Below are 26,213 nucleotides of genomic sequence, written 5' to 3'. Positions count from 1 at the left end.
GCATGGAACTTTATATTGAAAAGGCATTTTTGGATGATTTTTATATTTCCATAGATATAGATGCCCTCACAAAAACACAAGAAATATTGGTAGCTATATTTAAAGAGTATGGTGCCGTAAAAAAATATATTGATATTGAGTTTCTCTCTACAGAAAAACTAGATATGTATAAGAAGGAACATGAGTTAATGTCCTATTTATGGTTGCATGGGGCACCTAATTCAATAAAATCTGTAAAGGAACATTTTTTTAAAAGCGAGATGCTATGTAAGCAAACAATCATTTTTACACATCAAACACAAGATTGGTTTGAAGATGCTGAGAATAAAGGGGCCCTGTGTTTTTCAATGGAAAATTATCATAATAAAATTAATACAATTCTTACAGAATGTCATATTAAAATTGATCTTAGTGAGGGTTTTAAGGGGTGGGATTTGTTGTCAAATTTCGGAAAACTACCGGTTAGTGAGGTTATAATAAGTGATAATTACGTGTTATTAAATAAAGAAAGACAAAAAATTACTGATAATTTAATTCCTTTATTAGAAAACATTCTCAATAGAAATGCGTCTTCAATAAAAACAAATATTTTTACATTAGACTTAAACCCTTTGAAAGATAATTTCGATAAAAACAAAGAAAAAGCTAAAAAAGCATCTGTTTTACTGAATAGTTCTTTAGCGCACTACAAAAATAAATATACAATTTGGAGCAGCAAACAAAGTAATAAAATTAAAATGCATGATCGTATATTATTGTCTGATTTTTATATAATTGATAGCGGTATCGGTTTCAATTTAATGCCTTCAAAAAATTCTAATTCTCAAATTATTGGTGAAACTATTTTTAGTAAATATACCTATGATCGTTTAAGGAATTTAAAAAATAAATATATAGAATATCAAGAGAAACTAAAAAGATTAGAGACCTCTGAGTTTAAATATTATCCTAGTTAAGTAAAGGGTTCTATTTTATAAAATCAGATAAAAAAAGTAAAAATACTTTGGCGAAAGACTACCAGTCATAGAAAACTAAAAACAGCAAGCACAAGAATCTTTAAAAAAAAGTGAAGACTTGTTTAATAGTTTGTCTGAAAAAGCATTTAAAGGAAAGCTGATTAAAGAATAAAAAATTATATTTAAAGTAAATTAAAAAAATAGAGAATCGCTATGAAAAATTTCAATTATAACTTCAATAATTAAATTTAAGAAAACAATTTTTATGTTTATTTAATCATTTAGTTTTTTACTCATTTAAACTATGTAAATACCTTACACACCTCAACTTTATATTTGTATAAAATAATAAACCATAAAGGATGCAAAATCACTTTCAATATATTAAAATAAATCAAGAGCAACAGAATGCTGCTAATCAAATAAATGATTTTTTAGAAAGTGATACAAGTATTTTTATACTGGAAGGATACGCTGGTACAGGGAAAACAACTTTAATTAAAGGAATTGTTAAATTCTTAGAGAATGATAGGAAGCCATTCAATGTTATGACGTCTAAAGGGAGAGCGGCTAAAATATATAAGAGGGTATGTCTTCTTAAGCTCAAACAATCATTACAATGCAAATAGTCTACATACCTTCATTGTAAATTTGCCTCATAAAATAAATAAATATGGAAATATCTGGGATAATAAAAAAGATAAATAAAATACAAGCTATTGGTAGCAATGGTTTTCAAAAGAGAGAACTAGTAATTGTAACGAATGAGCAATATCCCCAAATGTTATTAATTGAATTTATTCAAGAGAAATGCAATTTATTAAATAATTTTTCAATTGATGATGAAGTAGTAATTTCTATAAATTTAAGAGGCAGAGAGTGGCAAAGTAATTCAGGTGAAATTAAATATTTTAATACAATTCAAGGCTGGAAAATAACATCTAAAAATAATTCAAATATTCCACCACCAGAACCAAGATCAATAGCTATTGAAGAAGACCTTCCTTTCTAACAAAAAAATAAATTTTAAATAAAATTAGCTATGATTATATTTTTAGATTTAGATGGAACATTAACCCATACAGCCCATTCCTATTTTAAAAAGATGAAGGATGGTATTGCAAATACTGATGTAGAGTTAATTAAAAGATATGTGTTTCCGGGAGCTCTCAGTTTTATAAAGGAACAGCTTTTATTAGGAAATAAATTATATATTATTTCAGATAGTCATCCAAACTACGTCAAAGCAATTGCGGAGCAAATTTTCGACTTACCTTATTTAAGTTTAGCTGATAAACCAAATGACAAGAAAACTAGGGCTTTTATCCAATCTACCCCAAACTTAAAGGAAGCATTTCATAATAAAGATAATTTTATTTTAGTAGGTGATAGTTGGCTTGATGTTGCACTTGGTCGTTTGTTAAATATTCGTACAGTATTAACAAAACTATATACTTCAACTGAAGTGGAGTTAAGAGATGGTATTGGTGATGATTGGAAACCAATGAAACAAGGTCCAACATACTATGCTAATAATTTTAATGAATTAGCCAATATTATTTCAAATCCGTTAAAGAATTTATTAGCGCTAGAAGCTGTTTTTCAAGGTGTAATATCTTCAAAAGTGGTGAAGTTTAAATTTCATAAACATACTAATGGATTTACAGCTTTTCGCTGTTTAGCAAGACAAGATGATGGCGAATGTGACAGGTTTGCAAGTGCAGACAAGTATTTTCAAATTGATAACCCGGCAAGAACAATCGATTTTTTAGATAACCTAGCCCTATCAGTTTCAAACTATTTAAAAAGCGTTGAAGCTCAAAATACATTTAAGTGGGATTATCTTTCATATGTTTCCGATAAAAAGACAACGAAACCTCCAAATAAAATGAAACAGATATTTGATTTGGTTAAAAGTAATATTCCCAAAGTAGAACTTTTTGAATGGGATCCAAATGTTGAGGGAAAATTAAGGTATCAACCCGATTATAAATCTCGTAGAGAATTTATTGCGAAGTATCTATCAACCCATAAATATTATGATTTAAAAGATAAAAGCATTATAGTTATTGATGATCAGTTTACCTCATCTGCCACAGCTTACGAAATTTCCACTCAATTGCGTAATAGAGGCGCCAAAAACATTCTATTTATAGCGCTATTTTATTTAATTTTACCACTATCAAATAAAACCTGTCCAAAATGTGGTAAGAGTATGCAAATAAAAATAAATCGAGATAATGGAAATAAATTTTATTCCTGCATCCCTCCCAAATATAGAGGAGAAGGCTGTGGCAACATTATAAATATTTAGAATGAATAATAAAATACAACACATTCTTGCCTTGTCTTTGATTAAAGGTGTTGGCGATGCATTTGTGAAAAGACGGTTAATTGAAATTGAAACATATATAGATGATGTTGATTTGCTAGGAAACATGCTCGGTGGTAAGGTTACAATAGATGGGATTAATGAAAATTTGCCTTTAGCAAATAAAATAATTGAAGACTGTTTTGTTAATAATATTAAATTGATACCTATTATATCTATTCAATACCCAGCATTGTTAAAAGAAATTAAAAACCCTCCTACTATTTTATATTTAAAAGGAAATATAGGGAATCTAGAAAAATGTTTGGCAATTATTGGGTCTAGGAAGTCAGATGTTCTGGGGAATACAATTGCATCAAAAATAGGTGCACATTTTTCTGCAAAATGGTCAATTTGTAATGGTTTAGTAGAAGGGATTGATAAAAATGCTATCCTACAAAATGAATCAGTTTTTTCAAATGTAACTGGTGTACTTTCTGGTGGGTTAAATTATCATAAAACATCGTCAAAAATAACACAAGATCTTGCTGATAAAGTATTAAACAATAATGGATTGTTAGTCTCTGAAAACCCTCCAAATAAACGTGAAGATCAATTTTCTGGAAGCAAAGCTAGTAGGATACAGGCAGGGTTATCAAAAGGTGTTATCTTAATTCAAAGCAGTGATACTGGAGGCTCAAAGTATACTTTAAAAGCATTTTCAGAATTAAGTAGAGTACTAGGCGTAATAAGTTATCAAGGAAATAAAAAATTTGACACTGAAGATCATTTTTCTGGGAATAGATTACTTTTAGAGAAGGGGCTTGATGGTTTAGCTGAAATGTGTGAGATTAAAAAAATGAATAATATAAAAGTTAAAAACATTATTCCCTTGATGGGTAAGGATGATTATATTTTATTTGATAAAGCTTTATAAAATTAAAGAAAATAGTTCTGATAGCTAAAAAATTCGATTTTTTAAAGGTTAATTATATATCACCAGATTTTATAAAAAAAATATAATTTAAATGATGCTGAGGTTAATTACAAGATGATAGTACTATTTTAGAAAGAGATAAAGTTGGTTTTATAACGTAGTTAAACAAGTTGTTTTTGAATTACAATGGTGCGATAAAGTAAGAGAAAATAGAATATATAAGAATCTTATTTTAAGCAATTAGAATAGTTTTTTATACTCTTAAGACTTCATATTGTTTAAGTTATTATATGAAATTTTTAGTATCATTTTTTTTACCATAAAGCCATACGATTTAGCTATGAATCCCCACAACCCAAAACCCAATTTTTTTGAAAGAGCAAAAACCCGTTGTCTTTTCTGTTGTGAGTTTATCTTGAGCAAAGCCGAAAGGCAAACCTCTCCAAGTTTAGAGTTTTAAACTCTATAGGTACTTGCACTTTAAAGCTTGTCTTTTCGCATACTCAAATACAACTATAAAAAGCAATCTTTAATATTGTTTCATAAAACACAAAACTCTCCAAAGCTAAGTAACATAATGCGCATTCATAGTCCTCTTTCGTAAAACTCCAGGTTCCAATCGCCATTATTTAAAATACAGCGGCTCAATGCAACTTAAAATAGGAGCTGTAAGCTTACTAGTACGTTTCATGAACGGCTCTAAAATAAAAAAGGGCCGAACTAATTAGTCTCTTCAATTTTATGGATGAATACCTTTTCAACCACCATTTTAAGGTTTTTTTTGGTATGTATGCTGCCTTTTTTTAACTCGTTCATCATCACAGTAAGTTGGTTTTAATCTTTTATGATTTTAAGTTCTTGTAACCAATGTTAAAGTTCTATAAGACCTCCTTTTCGATGGCAATAAACACAACCCCACTGATCATTAGTTATTACAATTTGTATAAAGTGCTTGCCTCCATAAGGACAGCTTGTAGTCCAACTATTTTCATTGAAACCTGTTGGTTTCGTGCATAATTGTTATTGCTTTATGAAAGAAATTCATGAAGAAGATTTTCAATTGATTAAGAATAACCTTGATGATTATATGAAAAAACTATACTATTTATTTCTAGTTACCCAGTAATAATTCAGGAGCATAACGTAGAACAAATTTAGCAACATCTATCCCTGCAATTACATCAATAGTTTTTTGTGTTTTTTCAGACATCTCTCTTACATAATCTTCCAATGCTTCAGTTTCTGTTGCAGTAGTAATTAAAAGACCTGCATCCGCACCATATTCCTCCATGTCAGTTACAATTTGGTCTATGGCATTTTTATCGAAATGGGCACCTTCATAAGATTTTGCTTGTACTATTAATTTTGTAGTAATATTTATGCCAATAATAGGGTTTTCAAATTCAACAATTAAATCCGCACCATTATCTGTTTTCCAACCAAAACCATTTTGTATAGATATTGTGTTGGGCATTTTATCAAAAATTCTATGCAAAAAACGTTCAAACTCTTTACTTTTATTCATTTTATGGATAGAAGCTGTAATAGTTGGTAGTACATCATTTATATTTTCTCGTAAATGAGTTATAGAACGATCTTGTATACTGACATCTGTATATTTTTTATTTTTTAAATTATCTAAGGATTTAAAAAAATCTTCTACATCTAATATTCTTTGTGCTCTTCTTCTTGGGGCATTATCCACAAAAGGTAGTATGTCAACTTCATTTCTATCAAATTCGATAATTGAATTTGGGTTTACTGGAATATAATTATTAAAATCAATACCCCAAGAGCATACAATACCATCATCAAAACTGTAGGTTCCAGTTGTTTCGATAGCAACACATTTTCCATAAGAAGGCATATTTATATGTACAATCCAATCATTAGCATTTATGTTTAATAAAAATGCAATTTTTCCATACCAATTATCTATTAACGATTCTTCTGGATCCCACATTCCAAAACGAGATTTTCCTTCTTTTATAGACCGATAGACTAACTCTCTGGCATTATTATCATCAATTTTTGCAAATGAATATATTTCTTTTTTCATATTTAATATTTTTATTATTTCCTAATATGAGTACTTAATTTGTCTCTTAGTTTCACTTCTAACTATTAGATATTTTTTTTTAATCGATTTAGGGTAATTATTGGGGTATCGTTAAGAGCTTGTATAAAGAAGTTGGCTAACTTTAGCCTTCACACAACAATTTATACAATTCCAAAACCGCCAAAGTATCCAACTTACAATACTCCAACATATTCTTACGAGCTACTAAAAGTTCTGATTTCGATAAATTAGAAAGGTTTCTATAGACATCCATTGTTGCCATGCCATTTTGAATATCTAAATCGTCATATGAAAATTGAGTTAAAAAAGTAGGCAAAACATTTTTTAAAGAAGCATTTTTTTGAGTAGCTTCAGTTTTTAAGTGCTTTTTAAAAACGGGTAATAAATCGACCAACCTATCAATTAAATGTTCTAATGGAATCGTATATTTAGGAAAATCTCTTATTAAACCATTTATAATCGTTTTTTCAAAATGAGAATACATTAAAATTGTTCCATGAGATCCACAAGCTGTAATCATACTTTTTATAAGTTCCTCTCTTGGATCTTCCCTTCCATTTCCTAAAAACTCAAAATGTTCTGGTTTAGAAGTTGCATTTTTTTGAATATGTAAACTATATTGAAAAGGAATTTGTTGATAAGGTCTTGAGTCATCATGTTCAGGAATTCCGTACATAATCGATTCAAAATCCAAAGAATAAATTGGATATGGATTTGAGTTTAAAAAATCTTGAATAGCAATTGTATTTCTATAATTAACCTCAGTAGATAGAACTTTTTGGGCTATTTTATTTTCTAACAACTCTTTGTTTTCAATAAGCTGATGGCAGTAATTTGCAAACTCACAAGGATATGGATTGTCACAATGCGTACCAATAGTAACTGTAGGTTCTTCTTGTTGATAAACTTCTAAAAAGGCTTCAATATTTTTTGGAATTTCGTTTAAATAATTTTGCATCCTTCTAAAAACACTCTCATAAGTAAATAATTGAGTGGGGATAATTGCTCCTTTACGAACATAGTTTCTATCAAAATGCATGATAGAAATATCTTCAATTTCAATGCCTGCATTTGTCATCACATAATACTGAATAGCAGCATCTCTAACATGTTCTTCTTTTACAGAACTGGTGCTTTTTACTTCAAAGGCATGCCATTTTCCTTTAATTTTATGTAATATATCTAAAGCTATCAAGGTGTTTTCGGTAGCAAAAGTAGCTTCGTAAATGGTAGTTACTCCATTTGCAATTAATTCTTTAGTTCTTGCAATGGCTTTTGAGTCTGGATAATTAGAAACCAAAGCCAATTCACCATTTGGAAAATACTGCTGCGCTAAATCTCCAGCAGTATTTCCTTGGCTAAAAATAGCTTTTGTGTTTTCCGAGTAATAAACTTCATCTTTTTTGAACTTGTTTAGCCACAATGCTTTACTGCATTTGAGCCCTTTTAAATATCTCGATTTTGATAACATACTTTTTCTTTTTCACAGTTTTTAATTAAGCAACTAAAGTTAACCAATTTTAACAATCCAATGAATGCTTTTTAGTTGGACTATGTGTACAATGTCTTCCTGCTTGGAACTTATTACCACAGTGCACACAATTATCACCATCGGTTAATGCTTTGTGCTTTTTAGTAGGACTATGAAGGCAAAGTCTCCCTGCATAAAAGTCTTTTCCACAATGTTTACATTTTAACTTACTCATATCTTTATTTTTAATTAATTATACTACAAAAGTAAAACCTCGCTACGTCAAACCTTGACGGCTCTTTGATAATTCTAGGTTCTTTTTTAATACAACTTAAGGCAATACTAACATTTTATAACCCAAATTTTCAGCCCATTCATTTAGTATAAATAATTCCTCTTTGTTAAGAACCCTATTATATTTGCCTCTTGCTTGAATAATATTTTTTCCTCTTAACTCTATAGTAATACATCGCTCATATTTTTTTTTAGTTAATTTTTTCAAGCTAAAAATTCTAATTCGTTTAGAAATACAAGCGTCTAAATAAAGGTAAACACAGTGTTTCAAAGTGGCGGCTTCTTGGTAAAGTGTAGTTGCATCACAAATCTCATTTACACTATATTTTTTGTTGGCAATTTCATAAGTCCACTCTGCTGTTTTAAGATCCATCCAAGAAGTGTTTTCCACTGGGTAACTACTTATCTTGTAAGAATAAAAATCCCATTCTTGTACAGTACTACAAAGATTTGAAAGCGAACGGTTTTTCATAAATACAACGTTTTGTTCTGTATACTTCTTGTACATTAGGTAATCTAAAATATCTCGTATAGATATATTACCGATTGTATTTAGGTTGTATTTCTCTAATTCTTCTTCGTTTTGAGTAAAAAAAATATAAACCTCTAGCCAATAAGAAAAATCATGAATAAACAGCGTACTAATTTTATATTCTAATTTTAAACCATAATAAAAATCTAGAAAAAATTGTTCATTATTATTATAAGTTAGCAATTTTGTCAAATACCATCCCTCTTTAAAAAAGTCACCTTTAATTTTTAAAAAATTAGGCAAACCATGAAGTAAAAGATGTGCTTGTTTTTTAGAATAAAGCAAAGGGATTGTATCTATTTTACGAATGCTTTTACCATTAATTATTTTCAAAAATAGATGCATATCATTCATGCTCATAAATAGTAAATTTTGATAAAATACAATATCACATGCATTTGGATAACGGCTAAAAAGTGTTTTAAAAAATAGGGATTGATTTTCTACATTAGAACTAAAGCGTAATAATTCTGTAGTTTTAATAATCGAGACAGAAATGATATCATAATAGTAACTATAAACAATACTAGTTTTTAAGAAATAAATCGCATCATTCTCATCTTGAAAATGGGGTAAATTTCCTGAATTAAAAACGAAATGGTAAAATTTTTTGCTAAGATTAAATTCGTGATGAGTCTGTGAAAACCACTCTTCTTCCAAAGCCAGTTTTAAAATTACATTTACAGAATCATTAAAAAAGCTACGAGTTTGAGAATCAAAATATTTTATTTTTGAAGAATCAATATTTTTAAAAAATAAGATCCAGTCGTAGATTCTTTTTTTATAATTTTCAGTAAAAAATTCCTTTAATTCTACCCACTTTTCAACTAAATTAGGAGCACATTTATGCGCGTATATTATATCTAAAACAGGGTCTTTTTCAATGGTTTGTAACATTAATGATGAATTAAAAATTATTGGTTATCCTAAATGGTATATAAAATAGCTACTGCTACTAAAGTATTTTCTGCTGCAAAAGTAGCTTCATAAATGGTAGTTGTTTCGTTCGCAATAAGTACGTGTGTTTTCGTAATTACTTTAGAATTTGGGTATTGTCTACCAAAGCCAATCCTCCTCCTGGAAAATAATGTGGTGTCAATTCTTCAGCAGTAGTTCCTTTATTAAATAGTTGTAGGGTCCTTTCAGTATAAAAAGATTCTTCTTTTCTAACTCTTTTTGGTGTTTTTAAGTGATTTTACACTGTTTAATAACTTAGGAGGTTCTTTTTCCTTTAATATCATTTTCTTCTTTTTTATTTTTTTTTCTCTATAAAATCACTACAATAACTCCAAATATGAGTAATTGCTTCATTAAATTCCGATGACTTTGCTTTTTGTTTAATCAACATACATTCATGTAAACTATTAGTTGTCCCAAAAGGAAATTGATCTTGCTTTTTAAAATAGCCACAATTAAAACAAGATAAAAGTTTAATTGGTTTACATTTTTCTTCAAATCTTTTTGAAACCACTAATAAGTCATTTGTATAAAACTCAATTATTTTTTTACGGTTTATTTGAATGTATATTCCTATATTATTCTCAACAAAAGTTTCAATAAAATTATTTTCAGAATGACCTATTAATACTTTACGCTTCTGATTTTTTATGGAAAGAATTTCATAAATTTCCTTTTCTAAACTTTCTTGAAGCGTATATTTTTTAAAAGAAATATCTACATCATAAATTTCACGAGTAGGTAAGTTTTCTCCAAAATAATGTTCAAATTTATTGACATTATAATGAATGCCTAATTCGTGAAACACACCCTCTTTTCTATAAGAAACTATTTTCTCTCCATTGGTAAAGTAACATATACTGTCATATATATGATTATACGCTTTTTTATGAAAGGCCTCTTGCTGTTTCTGAATAGTAAATAATTGACGAATAAAAAGTGTTTTTTTATCGCATTCTTGAATTTCGAATTTAAAAATAAAATCACACAGAAATTGTTCTGGAAAAATTTTAAACTTCCCAAGTTTTTGTTCCTTTTTCATCATATTCATTTTTTATTTAAACAAATTAATAAATCACTAATAACTACATAATCTTCAATTTTTGCTTCTATTAATTTTGTATTCATATCATTTGTATTTTGAAGCAAAGGAACAAATCAGGTTCGTCAATTAGTGTCGTACAGAAAATAGGTTTTACAAAATGATAATTTTTTGTTGTTTTGTCAAGCAGTCTTCTTTTACTTTTTTGAAAGACGTATCGTTGTAAGTAAAATTTATTAATAATGGCAGTTCTGTAAATGATGAATGCAGAATAGTGAAAGAAAATAAATCGATACTAAAAATATTTACAGGTAACCTATAAACACCGATGCAGCCAATAACAGTTTCTTTTAAATAAATTCCTTTATCAAATTGATGATTTTTAAAGTTTATAATTGCTACTTTATAAAGAGGAAATAATGTGGTTATGCTAATCAATTCTTGAAGATTTATTTTAGCTACTTTTTTTTGATTAAACGAAATTTCTATATAAGCTGGATAAACTGGAAGTAATCCTCCAAAAGAATCTATAATTAGTTGGTGAATACTCTGAATGTCTGAATTCATTTTCAAGAAAAAACCAATGTCTAAAAGAGCCTCATTTAAAGGAACACGCATTTTATTTGCAATTTTTTGGTAAGTATTTACAGTCTTATCACTTGAGTCTAACAAATGTATATAACAACCTTCTCCAAATAATTTTACAGTTATCATTTGCACTAAATTTAAATACAAAAATATTGAACAGGTTCGCCATTATGTGTCGCACATTTTTGTTATCTTTAAAAAAATAATATAAAAACCGATGTCTAGTTATATAATTTCTTTAAGAATTCAATTGTTAATACAGTATGTATATGATAATAAATATCCTACAAAAGAGGCTATTTTAAAGTATCTAAAAGAAAAAGATCTTGCAGTTGCTTCAAGGACAATAGAACGATATCTAGAAAAGATTAGAGCAGATTTTGGAATTGAAATTGAGTATGATTCAAAAGAAAGAGGGTATTTTATAAATGAAGAAAAAAGTGTAAAAGTAGATTCATTTTTTAAATTTTTAGAAATAGTTCAAGTAGCAGATATATTTACCAAGAGTTTAAAAGACAGTAATAATATATTAGAATATGTAAGTTTCGATGATTCTAAGTCTTTTAAAGGAATAGACAATTTAAAAGATTTCTTATTAGCTATTAAAGATAATAGAGAAATTACTTTTCAGCATGAAAACTATTCGAAAATCGCTATAAAAAAATATACAGTAACTCCATTAATTCTAAAAGAATACTTAAATAGATGGTATGTAGTTTGTGCGTTAAATAAGAATGAAATCAAAACTTTTGGAATTGATAGAGTCTTTGATATTCAAATTAATAAACCCTCAAATACTAGGAGGGAAGATTATGCTCAAAAGTTGGATAAATTTCAACATACAGTTGGCTTAGTTTATGGTGAAGGTGAGCCAGAAAAAGTTGTTTTAATGGTCAATGAATTACATGCTAAGTATATGCGAAGCTTGCCTTTACATGAATCTCAAGTTATTTTATCAAAGGACAAAAACAACAAACACGAAGTTCATTTTCAAGTATATCCTAATTACGAATTTAAAACTCAAATTTTAAAAATAGGCGCACAAGTAGAGGTTTTGAGTCCACAATATTTGAGGGATGAGATTATAGGGGAGTTAAAAGCGAGTTTAAAAAATTATTTAATTTGAAAAACGAGAGCTATAGAAAAGAAACGATGCATCAATTTTATATTTTAAAAGCGATTACTTAACACCCAAAGCTAAGTAACATAACGGTCTGTTATAGTCCTCTTTCGTAAAAAACTCCAGTGTCTATAACGCCATTATGTAAAATAGCCGCACCCAGCCGCATAAAATAGAACTACATTATAATTTAAGGCTATTCATGAACTCGCGTAAAATAGAAAAGTCGTTAACTAAATAGCCGCTCACTCAACGCGTACATAGGATATCTAAATAACATGTAGGCTATTTCTCATTGTTTTTATAAGTGCTTATTTAGTTTTTTAGAATTAGTAGCTAATAGTATATAATATGGTTTGTGTTGTCCCCTTTATGTAAAATACTACTTTTAATTTACTATCTTAAAAACAATTTCCAATAGAAAATCTTGAGCTTCTAAGTCTGTAATTAATTTCTCTTTCTTTTTTTTGATGTTTACTTCTGGTGGAATAATTTCTTCTTGTTCAATTATTGGAAGTTTGAAATTATCAATAATATTGGCTCTCATATAATCTTCTTCCTCTTGCGTTTTTCTATGCTCAGGAAAATCATCACCAACACTTCTTTTATGATGTCCTAAAGCTTCTTCTTGTAATATAAAAAAAGCTAGGTGTTTTTTATAGCTTCCATCAGTCCTTTTATTGACCTCAATCAGCATTAATTCAGCGATATGATGCATCACAAATAAATGCACTTGATATTTGTCTATTAGAAAAGAAAATTGAGCTGGTTTGAGTTCTATTTTATAGTCTACCAAATCAAACAAGTTTTCATTTAAAACACTTCGTTTGTTTAAAATTTCTTGTGATTCATCTTGTTTATCAATAAAAATAATATCCATTTCTTTCCTTGCTAATATCAATACATCAAAAGCCCAATGCAATTGATTGACCTGCTCTTCTTCTAGAAAGTATGCAAAATATTTTTTAGGGATGTATAATAAAAAAGGATAGACTGTTCTATCTCTTAATTCTTCATAAATTACATTTACTTTTCTGGTTTCCTTAGGCATCTTTTACTTAAATAATTTTGAGTAATCTTCTGGTAATTCTGCATCAATTTCTCTTAAATACTTTTCTAAAGCACTCATTGATTTATGTCCTGTAATCAGCATTAAATTACTTTTAGCTTCAAAAGGAGAAGCTTTTTCTCTCAGTTTTCTATATAACTTTGAGATAAAAGTATGTCTAAAACTATAAATTCCATAATCTTCATTCAATTCAAAATGGTCTTTTACAACTTTTCTAAATCTTTTAGAAAAATGATCTCTTCTATTGGTTTCATTTGCATCCCAGAAAGCTCCAATTTTATCTGGAGTAAATAAAAAGGATTCTTTATCTAACTTTGATAAGTCAGGTAACTCATCAAATAAAATACTAGGAATAATTTTCGTTTTTAAAGGGCTATTCTTTGCTTTAAATTGAACAGTTTTGGTTTCTAAATTAATGTCTTTAATTCTTAATCTACAAACCTCAATAGGTCTTATAAAACTATAGGAAACGAATTTTATGAATAGTAATAAAAGTTGATCTTGTTTTTCTAAATATTCAAATATATTTTGTTGCTCTTTTAATGTGTAAACCTTATTTCTTTCTGTTTTGGATTTTAAAATAGGAATCGATTGAATATAGTTTTCAGCAACCAATTCATTATTTTTTAATACTTGGAAGATGCTTCCTAGTTCTGTTCTGTAATTATTACGATTTCTTGCACTTGTTTTTAAAACAATTCCATTAAAATAATCTAATAGATTTTTTCTAGAAATATCTCTTATATTTTTCTTTGTTGGATGTGTTTCTTCCATCCATGCTATAAATAGTTTTATCTTTCTTCTATAATCTCTTATTGTTTGAACACTTACCACCTTTTCTTTTAAGTTTAATGCAAAGTCAAAAGCTCTTAAAATGGACACTTCTTCTTCTTGATTTTTATTCTCAGTATTTTGTTCTTTTATGGGAATCGTTTTTTGGGTGTTTTCTATAGTGCTTTTCGTTGTTTTAGTTAATTGTCCCTTTTCAAGCACGTTTTGTAATAGTGAAGTAATCGTATTTTCATTTAAGGCTTCCTTAACAGCAATCTTTATAGCTTCGTTTATTGTTGTAGTTGAGATTACTTCTTCTTTAGGAGTTTCTTCTATTTCTTTTTCAGTAACAGGATTTTTCAACTGCTGATACAATTCTGTATTATCTATAAAAGGATTGAAGCCTTGTTTTAATAAAAACATCAAGTTCTTTCTGTAGGAAGATAAGACACTCATTCTAGACTCCTTGGTTTTGTATTGGTTTACTTTACCGTATATATTTGCAATTCGTTGAAGTTTTCCTGTTTGTGGATTTCTGAAAGAAAAATAGACATACCATCGTTTAGATAAGTCTCCTTTTGCTGTATAAATTTTGGGTGCTGAAAATTGGGGTAAAACTTTCGAATCGTGTTCCAAATCGTGTTCAATTTTTGTTGTAAAGATAAGGTATTCGTAAATTGATTGCATAAAAAAACAGTTTAGAAGCCTAAACTGTTGTTTTATACTGATTTAAAATCGTAGCGAAAACGGGATTTGAACCCGTGACCTCAGGGTTATGAATCCTGCGCTCTAACCAACTGAGCTACCTCGCCTTTTTCTTTGAGGGTGCAAATATAATAGAATTTTACATACTCGCAACATGTCTTCTAATTTTTTTTAAATAGAATTAATACCTATATTGTCGCCCTAAGAAAAAAAAAATGGATAAAGTAAAATTTGAACTAGAAATTCCTGTACATGCATCTCCAAGTATGTTATACCAATATATTTCATCTCCTTCTAATTTACAAGAATGGTTTGCAGATAAAGTAAATTCTCGAGGAAAAATTTTTAGTTTTTTCTGGGAGGGTGAAGAAGAAAAAGCTGAATTGATTACAAAAAAAAATGGTGAGAGAATTAGATTTAAATGGCTTGAAAGTGACGATGATGAAAGCTTTTTTGAAATTAAAATAGAAGTAGATGCGATTACAAAAGATGTTTCTATAATAATTACTGATTTTGCAGATGATGAGGATGAAGTTGAAGAATCTAAACAATTATGGGAGAATCAAATAGAAGAATTAAAACATACTATTGGAGCATAATTCTTTATAAATATTGTAAAAAAAAACTCAGCAAATTTGCTGAGTTTTTTTATGTTTAAACCTTTCAAAATGTATAGTTTTGCAACTCTAAATTCTTACTATGATTAATTTTAATGGCAATTTATTATTTCAAGAAAATATTAAACTATCAACTGAAAATAGAGGTTTTAAATATGGTGACACAATTTTTGAAACTGTAAAAGTTCTTAATAATAAGGTTGTCTTTTGGGAAGATCATTATTTTAGATTAATGGCTTCTATGAGAATGTTGCGTATGAAAATTCCTATGGAATTTACATTAGAGTTTTTAGAACAAGAGATTTTGAAAACAGTTAAAGTGCAAAATGAAGCAAGTTCTTTTAGAGTTAGATTATCTATTTATAGAAAAGATGGAGGTTTATATACTCCTAAAACAAATGAAGTAGATTATTTAATTGAGGCGAATGAGAATGCATATCAAACAAAGAAAATTTATTCAATAGATTTATTTAAAGATTTTTATAATTTTTCTGGACTTTTATCAACGATAAAAACCAACAACAGAATGGTAAATACATTGGCAAGTATTTTTGCTGATGAAAATGATTTAGATAATTGTATTTTATTAAACGAAAGAAAAGGGGTTGTAGAAGTAAGTAATGGAAATGTTTTTGTTGTAAAAGGTACTATTATTAAAACACCTGCTTTAACTGAAGGTTGTATTAAAGGAATTATTAGAAAAAAAGTAATAGAAATTCTTGCTAAAAATAAAGAATACACATTAGAAGAAACAATAATTTCTCCATTTGAAATTCAAAAAGCGGATGAAGTTTTTATTACAAATGCTATTATTGGTATTCAGCCAATTACAAATTATAAAAAGAAAGTTTTTACTACAGAAATAGGAGAGAAGTTAGCTAGTAATTTAAAAGTGTTGCAATTTGTGGGTAATTAATCTTTAATTTAGGTTAAAGTCACTTGGTGCATTTGCCCAAATTTTATAATTACCACCTTTTTGTAATAATTTATTTTTCCAAAGATTTTCTTCATCAATAGAAAGAATATTATCAAAATCATTCTCGGCAACAAACCAAGAATTTAGTTCTATTTCTTCTTCAAGTTGTTTTACTTGCCAACCAGAATACCCTAAGAAAAAACGAATATCTGCTTCTTTTAAGATGTTCTTATTCAATAATTCTTTTAAGGATTCAAAATTTCCTCCCCAAAAAACCCCATTAGCTACTTCCATGCTTTCAGGAATTAAACCTGGAATATTGTGTATAAAGTATAAATTATCTTGCTCTACAGGTCCTCCTTGATAAATTGTAAAATCACAATTTAAGTCAGGTAGCAAATCATTAATAGTATAATTTAAAGGTCTGTTCAATATAAAGCCAACAGAATTGTTTTCTGTATGTTCAGTTAATAAGATAATAGCTCTATTAAAAGAGTTGTCATTTAATATAGAAGGTTCAGCAATTAATAGTTTTCCTTTGTTTGGTTTAATAAACGTCATTAAGATTTATTATTTTTTTAAATATAAGTAAAATTTATAAATAAAAAAAACTCTCTTAAAAAGAGAGTTTTTATATAATTGAAAACTGTAATCCTTAGTTTACAGCTTCACTTAATCCAGCTCCAGCTTTAAATTTTGCTACATTTTTAGCAGCGATTTGGATAGTTTTACCAGTTTGTGGGTTTCTACCACTTCTTGCAGCTCTGTTAGAAACTGAAAAAGTTCCAAAACCAACTAAAGCAACTTTATTACCACCTTTTAAAGCAGCAGTTACATTACCTGTAAAAGATTCTAGTGCTGCTTTAGCAGCTACTTTAGAAATTCCTGCATCAGCAGCCATTGCATCGATTAAATCAGACTTGTTCATAATAAATAAATTTTTAAAATTAATTGAATATTCTTTTTTGCTTAAATAGCTTAACAAATATAGCAGGATTAAGGGCTTACGCAAATTTGGAGGGGTAAAATGTGTCTTTTTGTTAATAAAATGAAGTAAATTGTTAATAAAGGTGGCTTGAAAATTAAAAAACACTAAAAACCTTATAAATAAAGGGCTTACATCATTTTTGCATTTAAAGAAAATTTATAGCCATTTAGTAAACTTTTAGTGTTCATTTTTTTCTTTCCAGAAAGTTTTATTTCATCAATAAGAATAAACCCTCCATTAACAGCTACTTTAAGCTCTTTTTTAGAACTAATTATTGTTCCGGCTTTAATTTGATGTTCTTCTCCTTCTTTTTTTACTGCGTATATTTTTGCTGATATTTCTTCATCATCATTATTTATTAGGGTCCAAGCAGCAGGAAAAGGATTTAAACCTCTTATTTTATTATATATATTGTCTAATGAATCAGACCAATCAATTTTACAATTTTCAGGATTCAATTTTGATGCAGATTTTTCTTCTAATTCGGGTTGCTTTGTTGTAGCTATATCACCTTCCTTAATTAAGTCGATCGTTTTTGAAACTAATTTTGCTCCTAAGAACATTAATTTATCATGCAAAGTACCAACAATTTCATCTTCTGCAATATCAATTTCTTCTTGTAATATAATTTCACCAGTATCAATCTTATCATCAATAAAAAAGGTAGTAGCTCCTGTTTTTGTTTCCCCGTTAATAATAGACCAATGTATTGGCGCTGCTCCACGATATTCTGGTAATAAAGAAGCATGTAAATTAAAGGTTCCAAATTCTGGCATTTGCCAAACCGCTTTTGGTAACATTCTAAAAGCGACTACAATTTGTAAGTTGGCATTTAAACTTTTTAAAGCCGTCTGAAATTCTTCACTTTTTAAATTTATAGGTTGAAGAATAGGTAAGTTTTGTGAAGCTGCATATTTTTTTACTGCAGACTCATTTAATTTTCTTCCTCTACCTGCAGGTTTGTCTGCAGCAGTAACTACACCAACTATAGTATAATTATTTTCTACTAAATGTTTTAAAATGGTGACAGCAAAATCTGGAGTTCCCATAAAAACGATGCGTAAATCTCTCATAATTATTATTTTAGTTGGAATTTATTTTGATTATTTATTGCAATTTTATCGTTAGATAATAAGTAACGCAAATGTATTAAAATGTCTTGTTCCTTGTAGTTTAAAAATTGACTAATTTCTTGTGATGTTAACTTTTTACCCTCTTTTAAAAGGTGTAAAATTTCTACTATAATAGCTGTGGGTTTTGTTTTTTTTTCTGAAAGACAAACATCACATATTCCGCATTTAGTTGAAGTTGTTTCATCAAAATAATTTAAAATTTGTATGTTTCTACAAAGGGTATCTTGTTTAATAAAATTGATAAAATCTACCGCTTTTTTCTGTTTCTGATGAATAAACTGTACAATATCTTTAGAAAACCTATTGATGGTTTTATCATCTTCTCTAGGAACTAAAAATGTAATTTCAGCATCGGATTTTACAGGATTATAAATCACCAAATTATCTGCTTGTAAACGTTCTAAATTAAGAATAACTTGCTTTGATGTAATTCCAGATTTTTTAGCAATAAGAAACTCATTAATTTTTATTTCTTGATCAAAAAGACCTCCATAAGTTCTTAGTAACGAATTAATAAAAGTTTTGAGGAAACTATTTTTATCAGCATATATTAAAATACTTTTACTGCTTGTTGTAAATTGTAAAGTAGATTTTTGATTGTAATTATTGCTAATTTCTATGACTCCGTTGTTTGATATAATTTTAAGTGTTGCATCCACTTTTAAAACTGAAAAATTATATTTCTTACAAAATTCTAGCAAATGAAAATTAAAAGATTCTTCAAGTAACTCTCCATTTGCAATTCTAAAATGTTGATATAGTTTTTTATGTATTTGTTTAATTTCTAAAAGACTAGGTAAAGATTTTTTTGTTTGCTCTTTAAACAATAAAATGTCGTTTTCATTTTGAAAAAGTACCGCAAAAGATTTTTTTCCATTTCTTCCTGCTCTACCCGCCTCTTGTACATAATTTTCTATACTAGAGGGTAAATTAAAATGAATAACCAGCCCTACATTGGGTTTGTCTATTCCCATTCCAAATGCATTGGTAGCAACAATTATGGGTGTTTTCTCGGTCATCCAATTATCAAAAGAAATTTTCTTTTCTACAACAGATAATCCTCCATGATAAAAACTGCTTTTAAAACTATTTGCATTTAAAAAAGCAGCGATTTCCTCTGTTTTCTTTCTTGAATTTACGTAAACAATTGTAGGTTTTTTTGTTTTGTTAAAAATCTGAATTAAACGCTGTAATTTATCTTCAACTTTAAAAATTTGATACGCTAAGTTTTTTCTAGAAAAAGATTTTTTGAAAATTTCTGGAGTTTTTAACTCAAGATTATTTTCAATATCATTTAATACTTTTTTATTTGCAGTTGCTGTTAGCGCAATAAAATTTATAGTTGGTTGTAAGTCTCTTAAAATTTTTATATTCCTGTAAGAAGGCCTAAAATCATGACCCCATTCAGAAATACAATGGGCTTCATCAATTGCAATTAGATTAATATTTAATGCGGCTATTTTTTGCTGAATAAAAGCAGATTGTAATCTTTCTGGTGAAATATATAAAAACTTAAAATTTCCGAATTTTATATTATCAAAAAGTGTAATAATTTCATTTTGTGAAGCTCCAGAAGGAATTGAAGTAGCTTTGATACCAAGGTTTTTTAAGCTTTCTACTTGGTCTTGCATCAATGCAATTAGTGGTGAAATTACCAAACACGTTCCTTCTTTTACTAATGCAGGAACTTGAAAACAAATAGATTTTCCTCCACCAGTTGGTAATAAAGCAATAATATCTTTATTGTCTAAAGATGCAGCAATAATTTCTTCTTGCGGATTTCTAAATTCTAAAAATCCCCAATATTGTTTTAATATTTCTTTAGAAGAAATCATAAATCGCAAGCATGCGAATGAATTACAAAATCGGTTCTCTCTTCTATGGTTCCAAATGGGATATTAATTATAGGATAGCCAAGATCTGTGTATGCTTTTGTTAAAAATTTATCTATAGTTATAGACTGTTCAAAGGTTTCGTAACGCTCATTATCTGTTGTATGAATTTCATCCCAAGGAGAAAAATGGAAAATCTTATCATATTTATAAAAAGCACTTTTCTCTGTAAAAAAACTTGGATAATCTGATTTAAAATATTCCATGTAAGCAATTACATCAGGAATTCCTCTGTCAAAAAAAACTAATTTTTCATCACTTTTATCTGCGGTAATAAATTGTTGTTCTCTACCTTCTAATAACATTTTACTAAACAATAAAGGTTCCGTTAAAAATAATTGATCGATTCCTTTTTCTTTTGCTTTTAATGTAACTTGCCTAGATATTTCTGGCATACAGAAATAACCTCTTTTAATAAGCTCATTTATTACAGAAGTTTTTCCTGTTCCAGGACCTCCAATTAATACAATTTTGTTTTGACTTTTTTGCAAGTAGATAGACTTTAAATTAGTGTTTTTAATAGGTTGTAATATAGTAGAAATATAAGTTAGTTTATTAAATCTCTTATTAGGTTTTCACAAAAATAAATCATTCCCTTTATAAAACTAATTTTTAATGTAGTTTTGTGGCTTGCTATTTGTAAATAGTTTTAAAAAATTAGTTGAAATTATGGATGATAAAAAAGCATTTTACACAAAGTTAAAAGGTCAATTAGAAGATACAACTACTTTTCCTGCAGATTATTTGTACAAATTTATTGTACCAACGGATGAAAATCAAGAGAATGAAGTTAAAGATTTATTTAATGACACAGGAGCTGTTATAAATACAAAAAAATCAAAAACAGGAAAATATATTAGTATTTCTATCGTATTAAAAATAGAAACCTCAGAAGGGGTAATTACATATTATAGAAAAGTAGAGAAAATTAAAGGAATCATTTCATTATAATTAAATAAGTTTATGAGAAAATCAGTTTTATTAGCAGTGTTTTTATGTTTATCAATATCAGTTCTTTCACAAAAGAAAGAAAAAATATTACTAACAATAGATGATGAAAATATTTCAGTTTCTGAATTTAAAAGAGTTTATGAAAAAAATTTAGACGCAATAGACAATGAAGAAGCAAAAAATGTAACTAATAATTTAGAGCTTTATATTAACTATAAATTAAAAGTTAAAGAGGCCTATAGTATTAAGTTAGATACTTTAAAATCTTATATAAGAGAGATGGCTACCTATAGACATCAGCTTTCTGTACCTTATTTACAAGATACTACATTTATAGATCAGTTAGTGAAAGACGCTTATTTTAGAACAAAAAATGAAGTAAAAGCAAAACATATTTTAATAAGAATGTCTAGAGAAGCAACTCCAAAAGATACATTAATTGCTTACAATAAAATTATAAAAATTAGAAATAGAATTTTAAACAATGGTGATTTTGAAAAGATAGCAGCTGAAGTTTCTGAAGACAAATCTGCACAAGGTGACCCTAAAACTGGTAGAAAAGGAAATAATGGAAATTTAGGGTATTTTAGTGCTTTTAGAATGGTGTATCCTTTTGAAAAAGCTGCTTACAATACTCAAGTAGGTGCTATTTCTATGCCTTTTAAAACGCAATTTGGTTATCATATTCTTAAAGTTGATGAGCTTAGAGCTTCTAAAGGAGAAATTGAGGCTGCACATATTTTAATTGCTGATACAACTGCTGCAGGAAAAATAAAAATTGATGAAGTGTATGCTAAACTTAACAATAATGAAAAGTTTGAAGAGTTAGCAAAGCAATATTCAGATGATCCAGGGAGTAAAGGAAAAGGAGGAAGCTTAAATAAGTTTGGCCCAGGTAGAATGGTAAAGCCTTTTGAGGATGCCGCTTTTGGATTAAAGGAAGTTAATAGTTTTTCAAAACCATTTAAAACTCGTTTTGGTTGGCATATTGTAAAACTTTTAAAGAAGTATCCTATAGCATCTTTTGATGAGATTAAAAAAGAACTTAGAGCTAAAGTGAAGAAAAGTTCTAGAATGCAATTATCTGATAAAGCTGTAATTAATAGACTAAAAAGTGAATATAAAATTGTAGAAAATGAAGAGGCCAAAAAGATTTTAGATTTAAAAAATATTAGAGCAATACATAAAGATTCATTGCAAAAAACTATTATTAGTATAAATGATAAAAATATCAAACAAGAAGCGTTTGTGAAATATATTAGAAATAGAAGACACCTGGCGGTTTTTGTTTTGTTTGATATGTTTAAAGAGGAACAAATCTTAAACTATTATAAAGAAAATTTAATCTACACAGAACCTGAGTATGCGTATACTTTAAAAGAGTATGAAGATGGTTTGTTGTTGTTTGAGCTAATGCAAGAAAAAATTTGGAATAAATCTGCAAAAGACACAATTGGGTTAAAAAAATATTTCGAAGCAAATACAGCTACTTATAAATCAAAAAAATTAAAAGAGGTAAAAGGAGAGGTGATGAATGATTATCAGCGTTTTTTAGAAAACAACTGGATTGCAGAATTAAGAGAGAAAAGCTCAATAAAAATTGAAAATAGACAGCTAAAGAAATTAATTAAATCTTATCAGAATAAATAATGAGATTTTTAGCTATTATTTTATGTATTACACTTTTATCCTCATGCGATTATTTTAATATAAAAGAGAAAGAAAAAGGAACATCAGAAATAGTAGCAATTGTTAATACAGAAAAACTATTTAGAAGCGATTTAGAATCCTTTTTACCTAAAAAAATTAATAAGCAAGACAGTATTGTTTTAGTAAAAAGTTACATTCAAGATTGGGCAATTAAGCAATTGCTTCTCAAACAAGCAGAGAAAAATAGTTCTTTAGAAGAGGTAAATAAAATAGATAACTTAGTAAAAGATTACAAAGAAAGTTTATTAATAAATAATTATAAAGAACAACTTATAAAGCAAAAATTAGATACTATTATTTCTGAAGAAGAAATTGAAAAGTATTATAATTTAAACAAAGAGAACTTTAAGTTAAATGTAGAATTAGTTAAAGTAAAATATCTTCATTTTAACAGGAATATTAAAGATAAAAAAGAAATTATAGATTTATTTAAATCTGATAATATTGAAGATTTAGAAGAGTTAGAAAAACAAGAATTAAGTTTCATTTTTCATCAGTTTAACGATTCTATTTGGAGACAATTAGATAACATTTTGTTAAAAGTGCCTTTTTCTAAAGAAAAACTGTTAAAAAAAACAAAATTGACTCAAGAACAAGATTCATTAGGTTTATATTTGGTGGCTATAAAAGATGTTTTACAACGGAATTCAATAGCGCCATTAAGTTATATAAAGCCTACTATAAAACAAATGATTTTACACAGACGTAAAATAGAATTAATTAGAGATATAGAAAAAATAATAGTTAAAGATGCTACACAAAACAACAATTTTAAAATATATTAAACTTCCTATAGTAGTTGCCATAATTGGTTGTATTAGTTTACAAACTACAGCCCAAAAAATAAAAATAGATGGAGTTGCAGTTGTAATAGGAAAAAATATTGTACTAGATTCTGATATAGATAAATTTAAGCAAGAAGTAGAATTACGAAGCGAAGGAAAAGTGACAATTACTGATTGCGAAATGCTTGAGGAATTGATGCAACAAAAACTTTTAGCGCACCATGCAGTTATTGATAGTATGGTAGTTTCAGATGAAGAGATTTCTGGGAGAGTAGATAGAAGTGTAGCGTATTTTACACAGCAATATGGTTCTTTAGAAAAAGTTGTTAAAGCTTATGGGTTTAATGATTTAGAGGATCTAAAAAAAGAACTTAGTGTTGTTCAAAAAGAAAATATTTTAATCGAAAAAGAACAACAAAACCTTACAGAAAAAATAGATGTAACTCCAGAAGAAGTTCGTTTATATTATAATGGGTTAAAAGAAAAAGGTGAGTTACCTCAATTTCCTGCAGAAATAGAGTTAGCACAAATTGTCTTAAACGCTGTGCCTACTAAAGAAGAGAATGAGCGCATTGTTGCTAAGTTAAATGAAATAAAAGAGCAAATTGAAGAGGGTGCAAGTTTTAAAATGAAAGCCATTATAAATTCTGATGATCCAGGAGTAACACAAAATGGAGGAAGATATACGGTAACTAAAGAATCTCAATTTATAAAGGAGTTTAAAGAAATGGCATTTACATTGGATATTGGTCAAGTTTCTAAACCATTTAAGTCTGAATTTGGATATCATTTAATGCAATTGCATGATGTAAAAGGAGATACAAGAATTGCGTCTCATATTTTAATGCAGCCAGAAATTCCTGAAGAAAAAATAAAGGAAACAAAAGAAAAGGTAGAAGAAATAATTCTTGAAATTAGAGAAGGGAAAATTACTTTTGATGAAGCTGTAAAAAAATATTCTCAAGATAAAGAAACCAAAAATAATGGAGGTTCAATTGTAAATCCACAAACTGGAGAGTCAAAATTTGATTTAACAAGAATGGATCCTGCTTTTTATGCAAGAGTTAGTGATCTTAAAAAAGGTGAAATGACAGAGCCTTTTTACGATGAAGCTCGCAGTGGAGATAAGATGTTTAAGTTTATTTTAATGAAAGGAAGAACAGATACTCACATTGCTAATTTAGTAGAAGATTATGTTAAAGTTCAGCAATTAGCACTTCAAAAAAAGAAAGAAGAAACCATTGAAAAATGGTCTAAAGAAAAAATAAAAGATACTTATATAAAATTAGGAGACGATCATAGTAAATGTGATTTTAAGAAAAATTGGAAAAAAGAAACCGCTAAATAATGTCTGATGTTGAAGCTGTAAAGGAATTAGTAAATAAATATAATTTACTAAAATCTGAAATAGGGAAAGTAATTATTGGACAAAATGAAGCAGTTAAATTCACGCTTTTATCTGTTTTTTGTGGCGGACATTCTTTATTAATTGGAGTTCCTGGTTTAGCAAAAACATTATTGGTAAATACTGTTTCTGATGCTTTGGGTTTAAATTTTAAAAGAATCCAGTTTACACCAGACTTAATGCCTTCAGATATTTTAGGTAGTGAGATTTTAGATGAAAACAGGCATTTTAAATTTATAAAAGGGCCTATTTTTTCTAATATTATTTTAGCTGATGAAATTAATAGAACACCACCAAAAACGCAAGCAGCTTTGTTAGAAGCAATGCAAGAACGTTCTGTTACTGTTTCTGGAAATCACTATAAATTAGAATTACCATTTTTTGTATTGGCTACGCAGAATCCTATTGAACAAGAAGGAACATATCCTTTGCCAGAAGCTCAATTAGACCGATTTATGTTTTCTATTAACTTGGAATACCCTTCTTTTAAAGAGGAGGTAGAGGTGGTGAAAAGTACTACTAGTGCTTATACTAATACGGTAAACCCATTGTTTAATGGACAACAAATAATTGAAATTCAAAAATTAATAAGAAAAATTCCGGTTACAGACAATGTAATTGAATATGCTGTTAGTTTGGTTGGTAAAACAAGACCAAATTCTAAAGAAGCTACAGAGTTAGTAAAGTCTTATTTAGATTGGGGAGCAGGACCAAGAGCTTCTCAGAACTTAATTTTAGCTGCAAAAGCGCATGCAGTTATTAATGGTAAATATTCTCCAGACATAGAAGATGTAAAAGCTGTTGCAATTCCTATTTTATCTCATAGAATTGTAAAAAATTATAAAGCTGAAGCAGAAGGGATAACAATTTCTGATATTATTAAATCGCTATTATAACAGTGTATTTAATTCATATAATATAAAATACGGCAAAAGCCGTATTTTTTTTTGTTATAACACGCACCCTTTTGTTGTGTGATTTTA

Annotated in this window: 25 protein-coding genes and 1 tRNA gene; 13 read left to right on the top strand and 13 right to left on the bottom strand. The window is 28.1% G+C overall.

The annotated features are described in order from the left end of the window. Positions 1-2: 2 nt before the first annotated feature. The 5 genes from BTO04_RS04995 to BTO04_RS04975 all read left to right on the top strand — a co-directional run bounded on the left by BTO04_RS04995 (position 3) and on the right by BTO04_RS04975 (position 4,204). Positions 3-956, top strand: coding sequence for a hypothetical protein (locus BTO04_RS04995; protein ID WP_087563452.1), 954 nt, complete (start codon positions 3-5; stop codon positions 954-956). A 362-nt stretch (positions 957-1,318) separates the two neighbouring features. Next, positions 1,319-1,585: an AAA family ATPase gene (locus tag BTO04_RS04990; RefSeq protein ID WP_087563451.1), complete on the top strand. Its 267-nt coding sequence runs from the start codon at positions 1,319-1,321 to the stop codon at positions 1,583-1,585. Positions 1,586-1,629: 44 nt separating this feature from the next. Next, positions 1,630-1,968, top strand: coding sequence for a DUF3127 domain-containing protein (locus BTO04_RS04985; protein WP_087563450.1), 339 nt, complete (start codon positions 1,630-1,632; stop codon positions 1,966-1,968). Positions 1,969-1,998: 30 nt separating this feature from the next. Further along, positions 1,999-3,270, top strand: coding sequence for an NIF family HAD-type phosphatase (locus tag BTO04_RS04980; protein ID WP_087563449.1), 1,272 nt, complete (start codon positions 1,999-2,001; stop codon positions 3,268-3,270). A gap of 1 nt (position 3,271) precedes the next feature. Then, positions 3,272-4,204, top strand: coding sequence for a DNA-processing protein DprA (locus BTO04_RS04975; RefSeq protein WP_087563448.1), 933 nt, complete (start codon positions 3,272-3,274; stop codon positions 4,202-4,204). Between the two features lie 1,111 nt (positions 4,205-5,315). On the opposite strand, the gene BTO04_RS04970 is transcribed toward BTO04_RS04975, so the two are convergent. The 5 genes from BTO04_RS04970 to BTO04_RS04945 form a co-directional block, all read right to left on the bottom strand. Next, the gene (locus tag BTO04_RS04970) at positions 5,316-6,263 is read right to left on the bottom strand and encodes a restriction endonuclease (protein ID WP_087563447.1); all 948 of its coding nucleotides are present in this window, start codon (positions 6,261-6,263) and stop codon (positions 5,316-5,318) included. 142 nt (positions 6,264-6,405) lie between these two features. Next, positions 6,406-7,755 (bottom strand): DUF2779 domain-containing protein, encoded by a 1,350-nt coding sequence (locus BTO04_RS04965; protein ID WP_087563446.1) that lies wholly within the window; start codon positions 7,753-7,755, stop codon positions 6,406-6,408. 331 nt (positions 7,756-8,086) lie between these two features. Beyond that, positions 8,087-9,478, bottom strand: coding sequence for a PcfJ domain-containing protein (locus BTO04_RS04955; RefSeq protein WP_087563444.1), 1,392 nt, complete (start codon positions 9,476-9,478; stop codon positions 8,087-8,089). A gap of 355 nt (positions 9,479-9,833) precedes the next feature. Further along, positions 9,834-10,580, bottom strand: coding sequence for a hypothetical protein (locus BTO04_RS04950; RefSeq protein WP_157662433.1), 747 nt, complete (start codon positions 10,578-10,580; stop codon positions 9,834-9,836). A gap of 153 nt (positions 10,581-10,733) precedes the next feature. Continuing rightward, the gene (locus tag BTO04_RS04945; protein ID WP_087563442.1) at positions 10,734-11,294 is read right to left on the bottom strand and encodes a hypothetical protein; all 561 of its coding nucleotides are present in this window, start codon (positions 11,292-11,294) and stop codon (positions 10,734-10,736) included. Positions 11,295-11,385: 91 nt separating this feature from the next. Between BTO04_RS04945 and BTO04_RS04940 the strand changes: the two genes are divergently transcribed. Next, positions 11,386-12,294 (top strand): YafY family protein, encoded by a 909-nt coding sequence (locus tag BTO04_RS04940; protein ID WP_087563441.1) that lies wholly within the window; start codon positions 11,386-11,388, stop codon positions 12,292-12,294. A gap of 382 nt (positions 12,295-12,676) precedes the next feature. Here the strand turns inward: BTO04_RS04940 and BTO04_RS04935 are convergent, their stop codons facing one another. From BTO04_RS04935 to BTO04_RS04925, 3 genes are all read right to left on the bottom strand, one after another. Next, positions 12,677-13,339, bottom strand: coding sequence for a hypothetical protein (locus tag BTO04_RS04935; protein WP_087563440.1), 663 nt, complete (start codon positions 13,337-13,339; stop codon positions 12,677-12,679). 3 nt (positions 13,340-13,342) lie between these two features. Then, complete coding sequence (locus BTO04_RS04930) at positions 13,343-14,815, bottom strand: tyrosine-type recombinase/integrase (RefSeq protein WP_087563439.1); 1,473 nt, start codon at positions 14,813-14,815, stop codon at positions 13,343-13,345. A gap of 51 nt (positions 14,816-14,866) precedes the next feature. After that, positions 14,867-14,940, bottom strand: a tRNA-Met gene (locus BTO04_RS04925). A 108-nt stretch (positions 14,941-15,048) separates the two neighbouring features. Here BTO04_RS04925 and BTO04_RS04920 point away from each other — a divergent pair. Both BTO04_RS04920 and BTO04_RS04915 read left to right on the top strand, forming a co-directional pair. Next, positions 15,049-15,432, top strand: a complete 384-nt coding sequence (locus tag BTO04_RS04920) for an START-like domain-containing protein (RefSeq protein WP_087563438.1) — start codon at positions 15,049-15,051, stop codon at positions 15,430-15,432. Positions 15,433-15,532: 100 nt separating this feature from the next. Beyond that, entirely contained in the window at positions 15,533-16,366 is an 834-nt protein-coding gene (locus BTO04_RS04915) for an aminotransferase class IV (protein WP_087563437.1), read from the top strand. A gap of 3 nt (positions 16,367-16,369) precedes the next feature. Here BTO04_RS04915 and BTO04_RS04910 read toward each other — a convergent pair whose 3' ends face one another. From BTO04_RS04910 to BTO04_RS04890, 5 genes are all read right to left on the bottom strand, one after another. Continuing rightward, complete coding sequence (locus BTO04_RS04910; RefSeq protein ID WP_087563436.1) at positions 16,370-16,927, bottom strand: YqgE/AlgH family protein; 558 nt, start codon at positions 16,925-16,927, stop codon at positions 16,370-16,372. Between the two features lie 94 nt (positions 16,928-17,021). After that, positions 17,022-17,294: an HU family DNA-binding protein gene (locus BTO04_RS04905; protein WP_087565337.1), complete on the bottom strand. Its 273-nt coding sequence runs from the start codon at positions 17,292-17,294 to the stop codon at positions 17,022-17,024. Positions 17,295-17,482: 188 nt separating this feature from the next. Beyond that, positions 17,483-18,427, bottom strand: a complete 945-nt coding sequence (fmt, locus tag BTO04_RS04900) for a methionyl-tRNA formyltransferase (RefSeq protein WP_198342115.1) — start codon at positions 18,425-18,427, stop codon at positions 17,483-17,485. A gap of 5 nt (positions 18,428-18,432) precedes the next feature. Beyond that, complete coding sequence (locus BTO04_RS04895) at positions 18,433-20,322, bottom strand: ATP-dependent DNA helicase RecQ (protein WP_087563434.1); 1,890 nt, start codon at positions 20,320-20,322, stop codon at positions 18,433-18,435. Next, positions 20,319-20,870: an AAA family ATPase gene (locus BTO04_RS04890; protein WP_087563433.1), complete on the bottom strand. Its 552-nt coding sequence runs from the start codon at positions 20,868-20,870 to the stop codon at positions 20,319-20,321. The genes BTO04_RS04895 and BTO04_RS04890 overlap by 4 nt, the downstream gene beginning before the upstream one ends. 178 nt (positions 20,871-21,048) lie before the next feature. Here BTO04_RS04890 and BTO04_RS04885 point away from each other — a divergent pair, with 178 nt between their 5' ends. From BTO04_RS04885 to BTO04_RS04865, 5 genes are read left to right on the top strand one after another with little or no spacing between them, the layout of a single operon-like run. After that, positions 21,049-21,330, top strand: coding sequence for a DUF493 family protein (locus BTO04_RS04885; protein ID WP_087563432.1), 282 nt, complete (start codon positions 21,049-21,051; stop codon positions 21,328-21,330). A 12-nt stretch (positions 21,331-21,342) separates the two neighbouring features. Beyond that, positions 21,343-22,980, top strand: coding sequence for a peptidylprolyl isomerase (locus BTO04_RS04880; RefSeq protein ID WP_087563431.1), 1,638 nt, complete (start codon positions 21,343-21,345; stop codon positions 22,978-22,980). Then, positions 22,980-23,825 carry a hypothetical protein gene (locus BTO04_RS04875; protein ID WP_087563430.1) on the top strand — a complete coding sequence of 282 codons (846 nt, stop codon included), beginning with the start codon at positions 22,980-22,982 and terminating at the stop codon, positions 23,823-23,825. Before BTO04_RS04880 ends, BTO04_RS04875 begins: the two co-directional genes overlap by 1 nt. Further along, on the top strand, positions 23,791-25,173 hold the full coding sequence (locus BTO04_RS04870) for a peptidylprolyl isomerase (protein WP_087563429.1): 1,383 nt from the start codon (positions 23,791-23,793) through the stop codon (positions 25,171-25,173). The genes BTO04_RS04875 and BTO04_RS04870 overlap by 35 nt, the downstream gene beginning before the upstream one ends. Continuing rightward, positions 25,173-26,126: a MoxR family ATPase gene (locus BTO04_RS04865; RefSeq protein WP_087563428.1), complete on the top strand. Its 954-nt coding sequence runs from the start codon at positions 25,173-25,175 to the stop codon at positions 26,124-26,126. The genes BTO04_RS04870 and BTO04_RS04865 overlap by 1 nt, the downstream gene beginning before the upstream one ends. Positions 26,127-26,213 lie beyond the last annotated feature (87 nt).

It is taken from the genome of Polaribacter sp. SA4-10 (genome assembly GCF_002163835.1).
In the GTDB taxonomy this organism is placed as follows: Bacteria; Bacteroidota; Bacteroidia; order Flavobacteriales; family Flavobacteriaceae; genus Polaribacter.
Note: the sequence above shows the minus strand (reverse complement) of the source record. Positions and strands in the feature narration are given on the sequence as shown.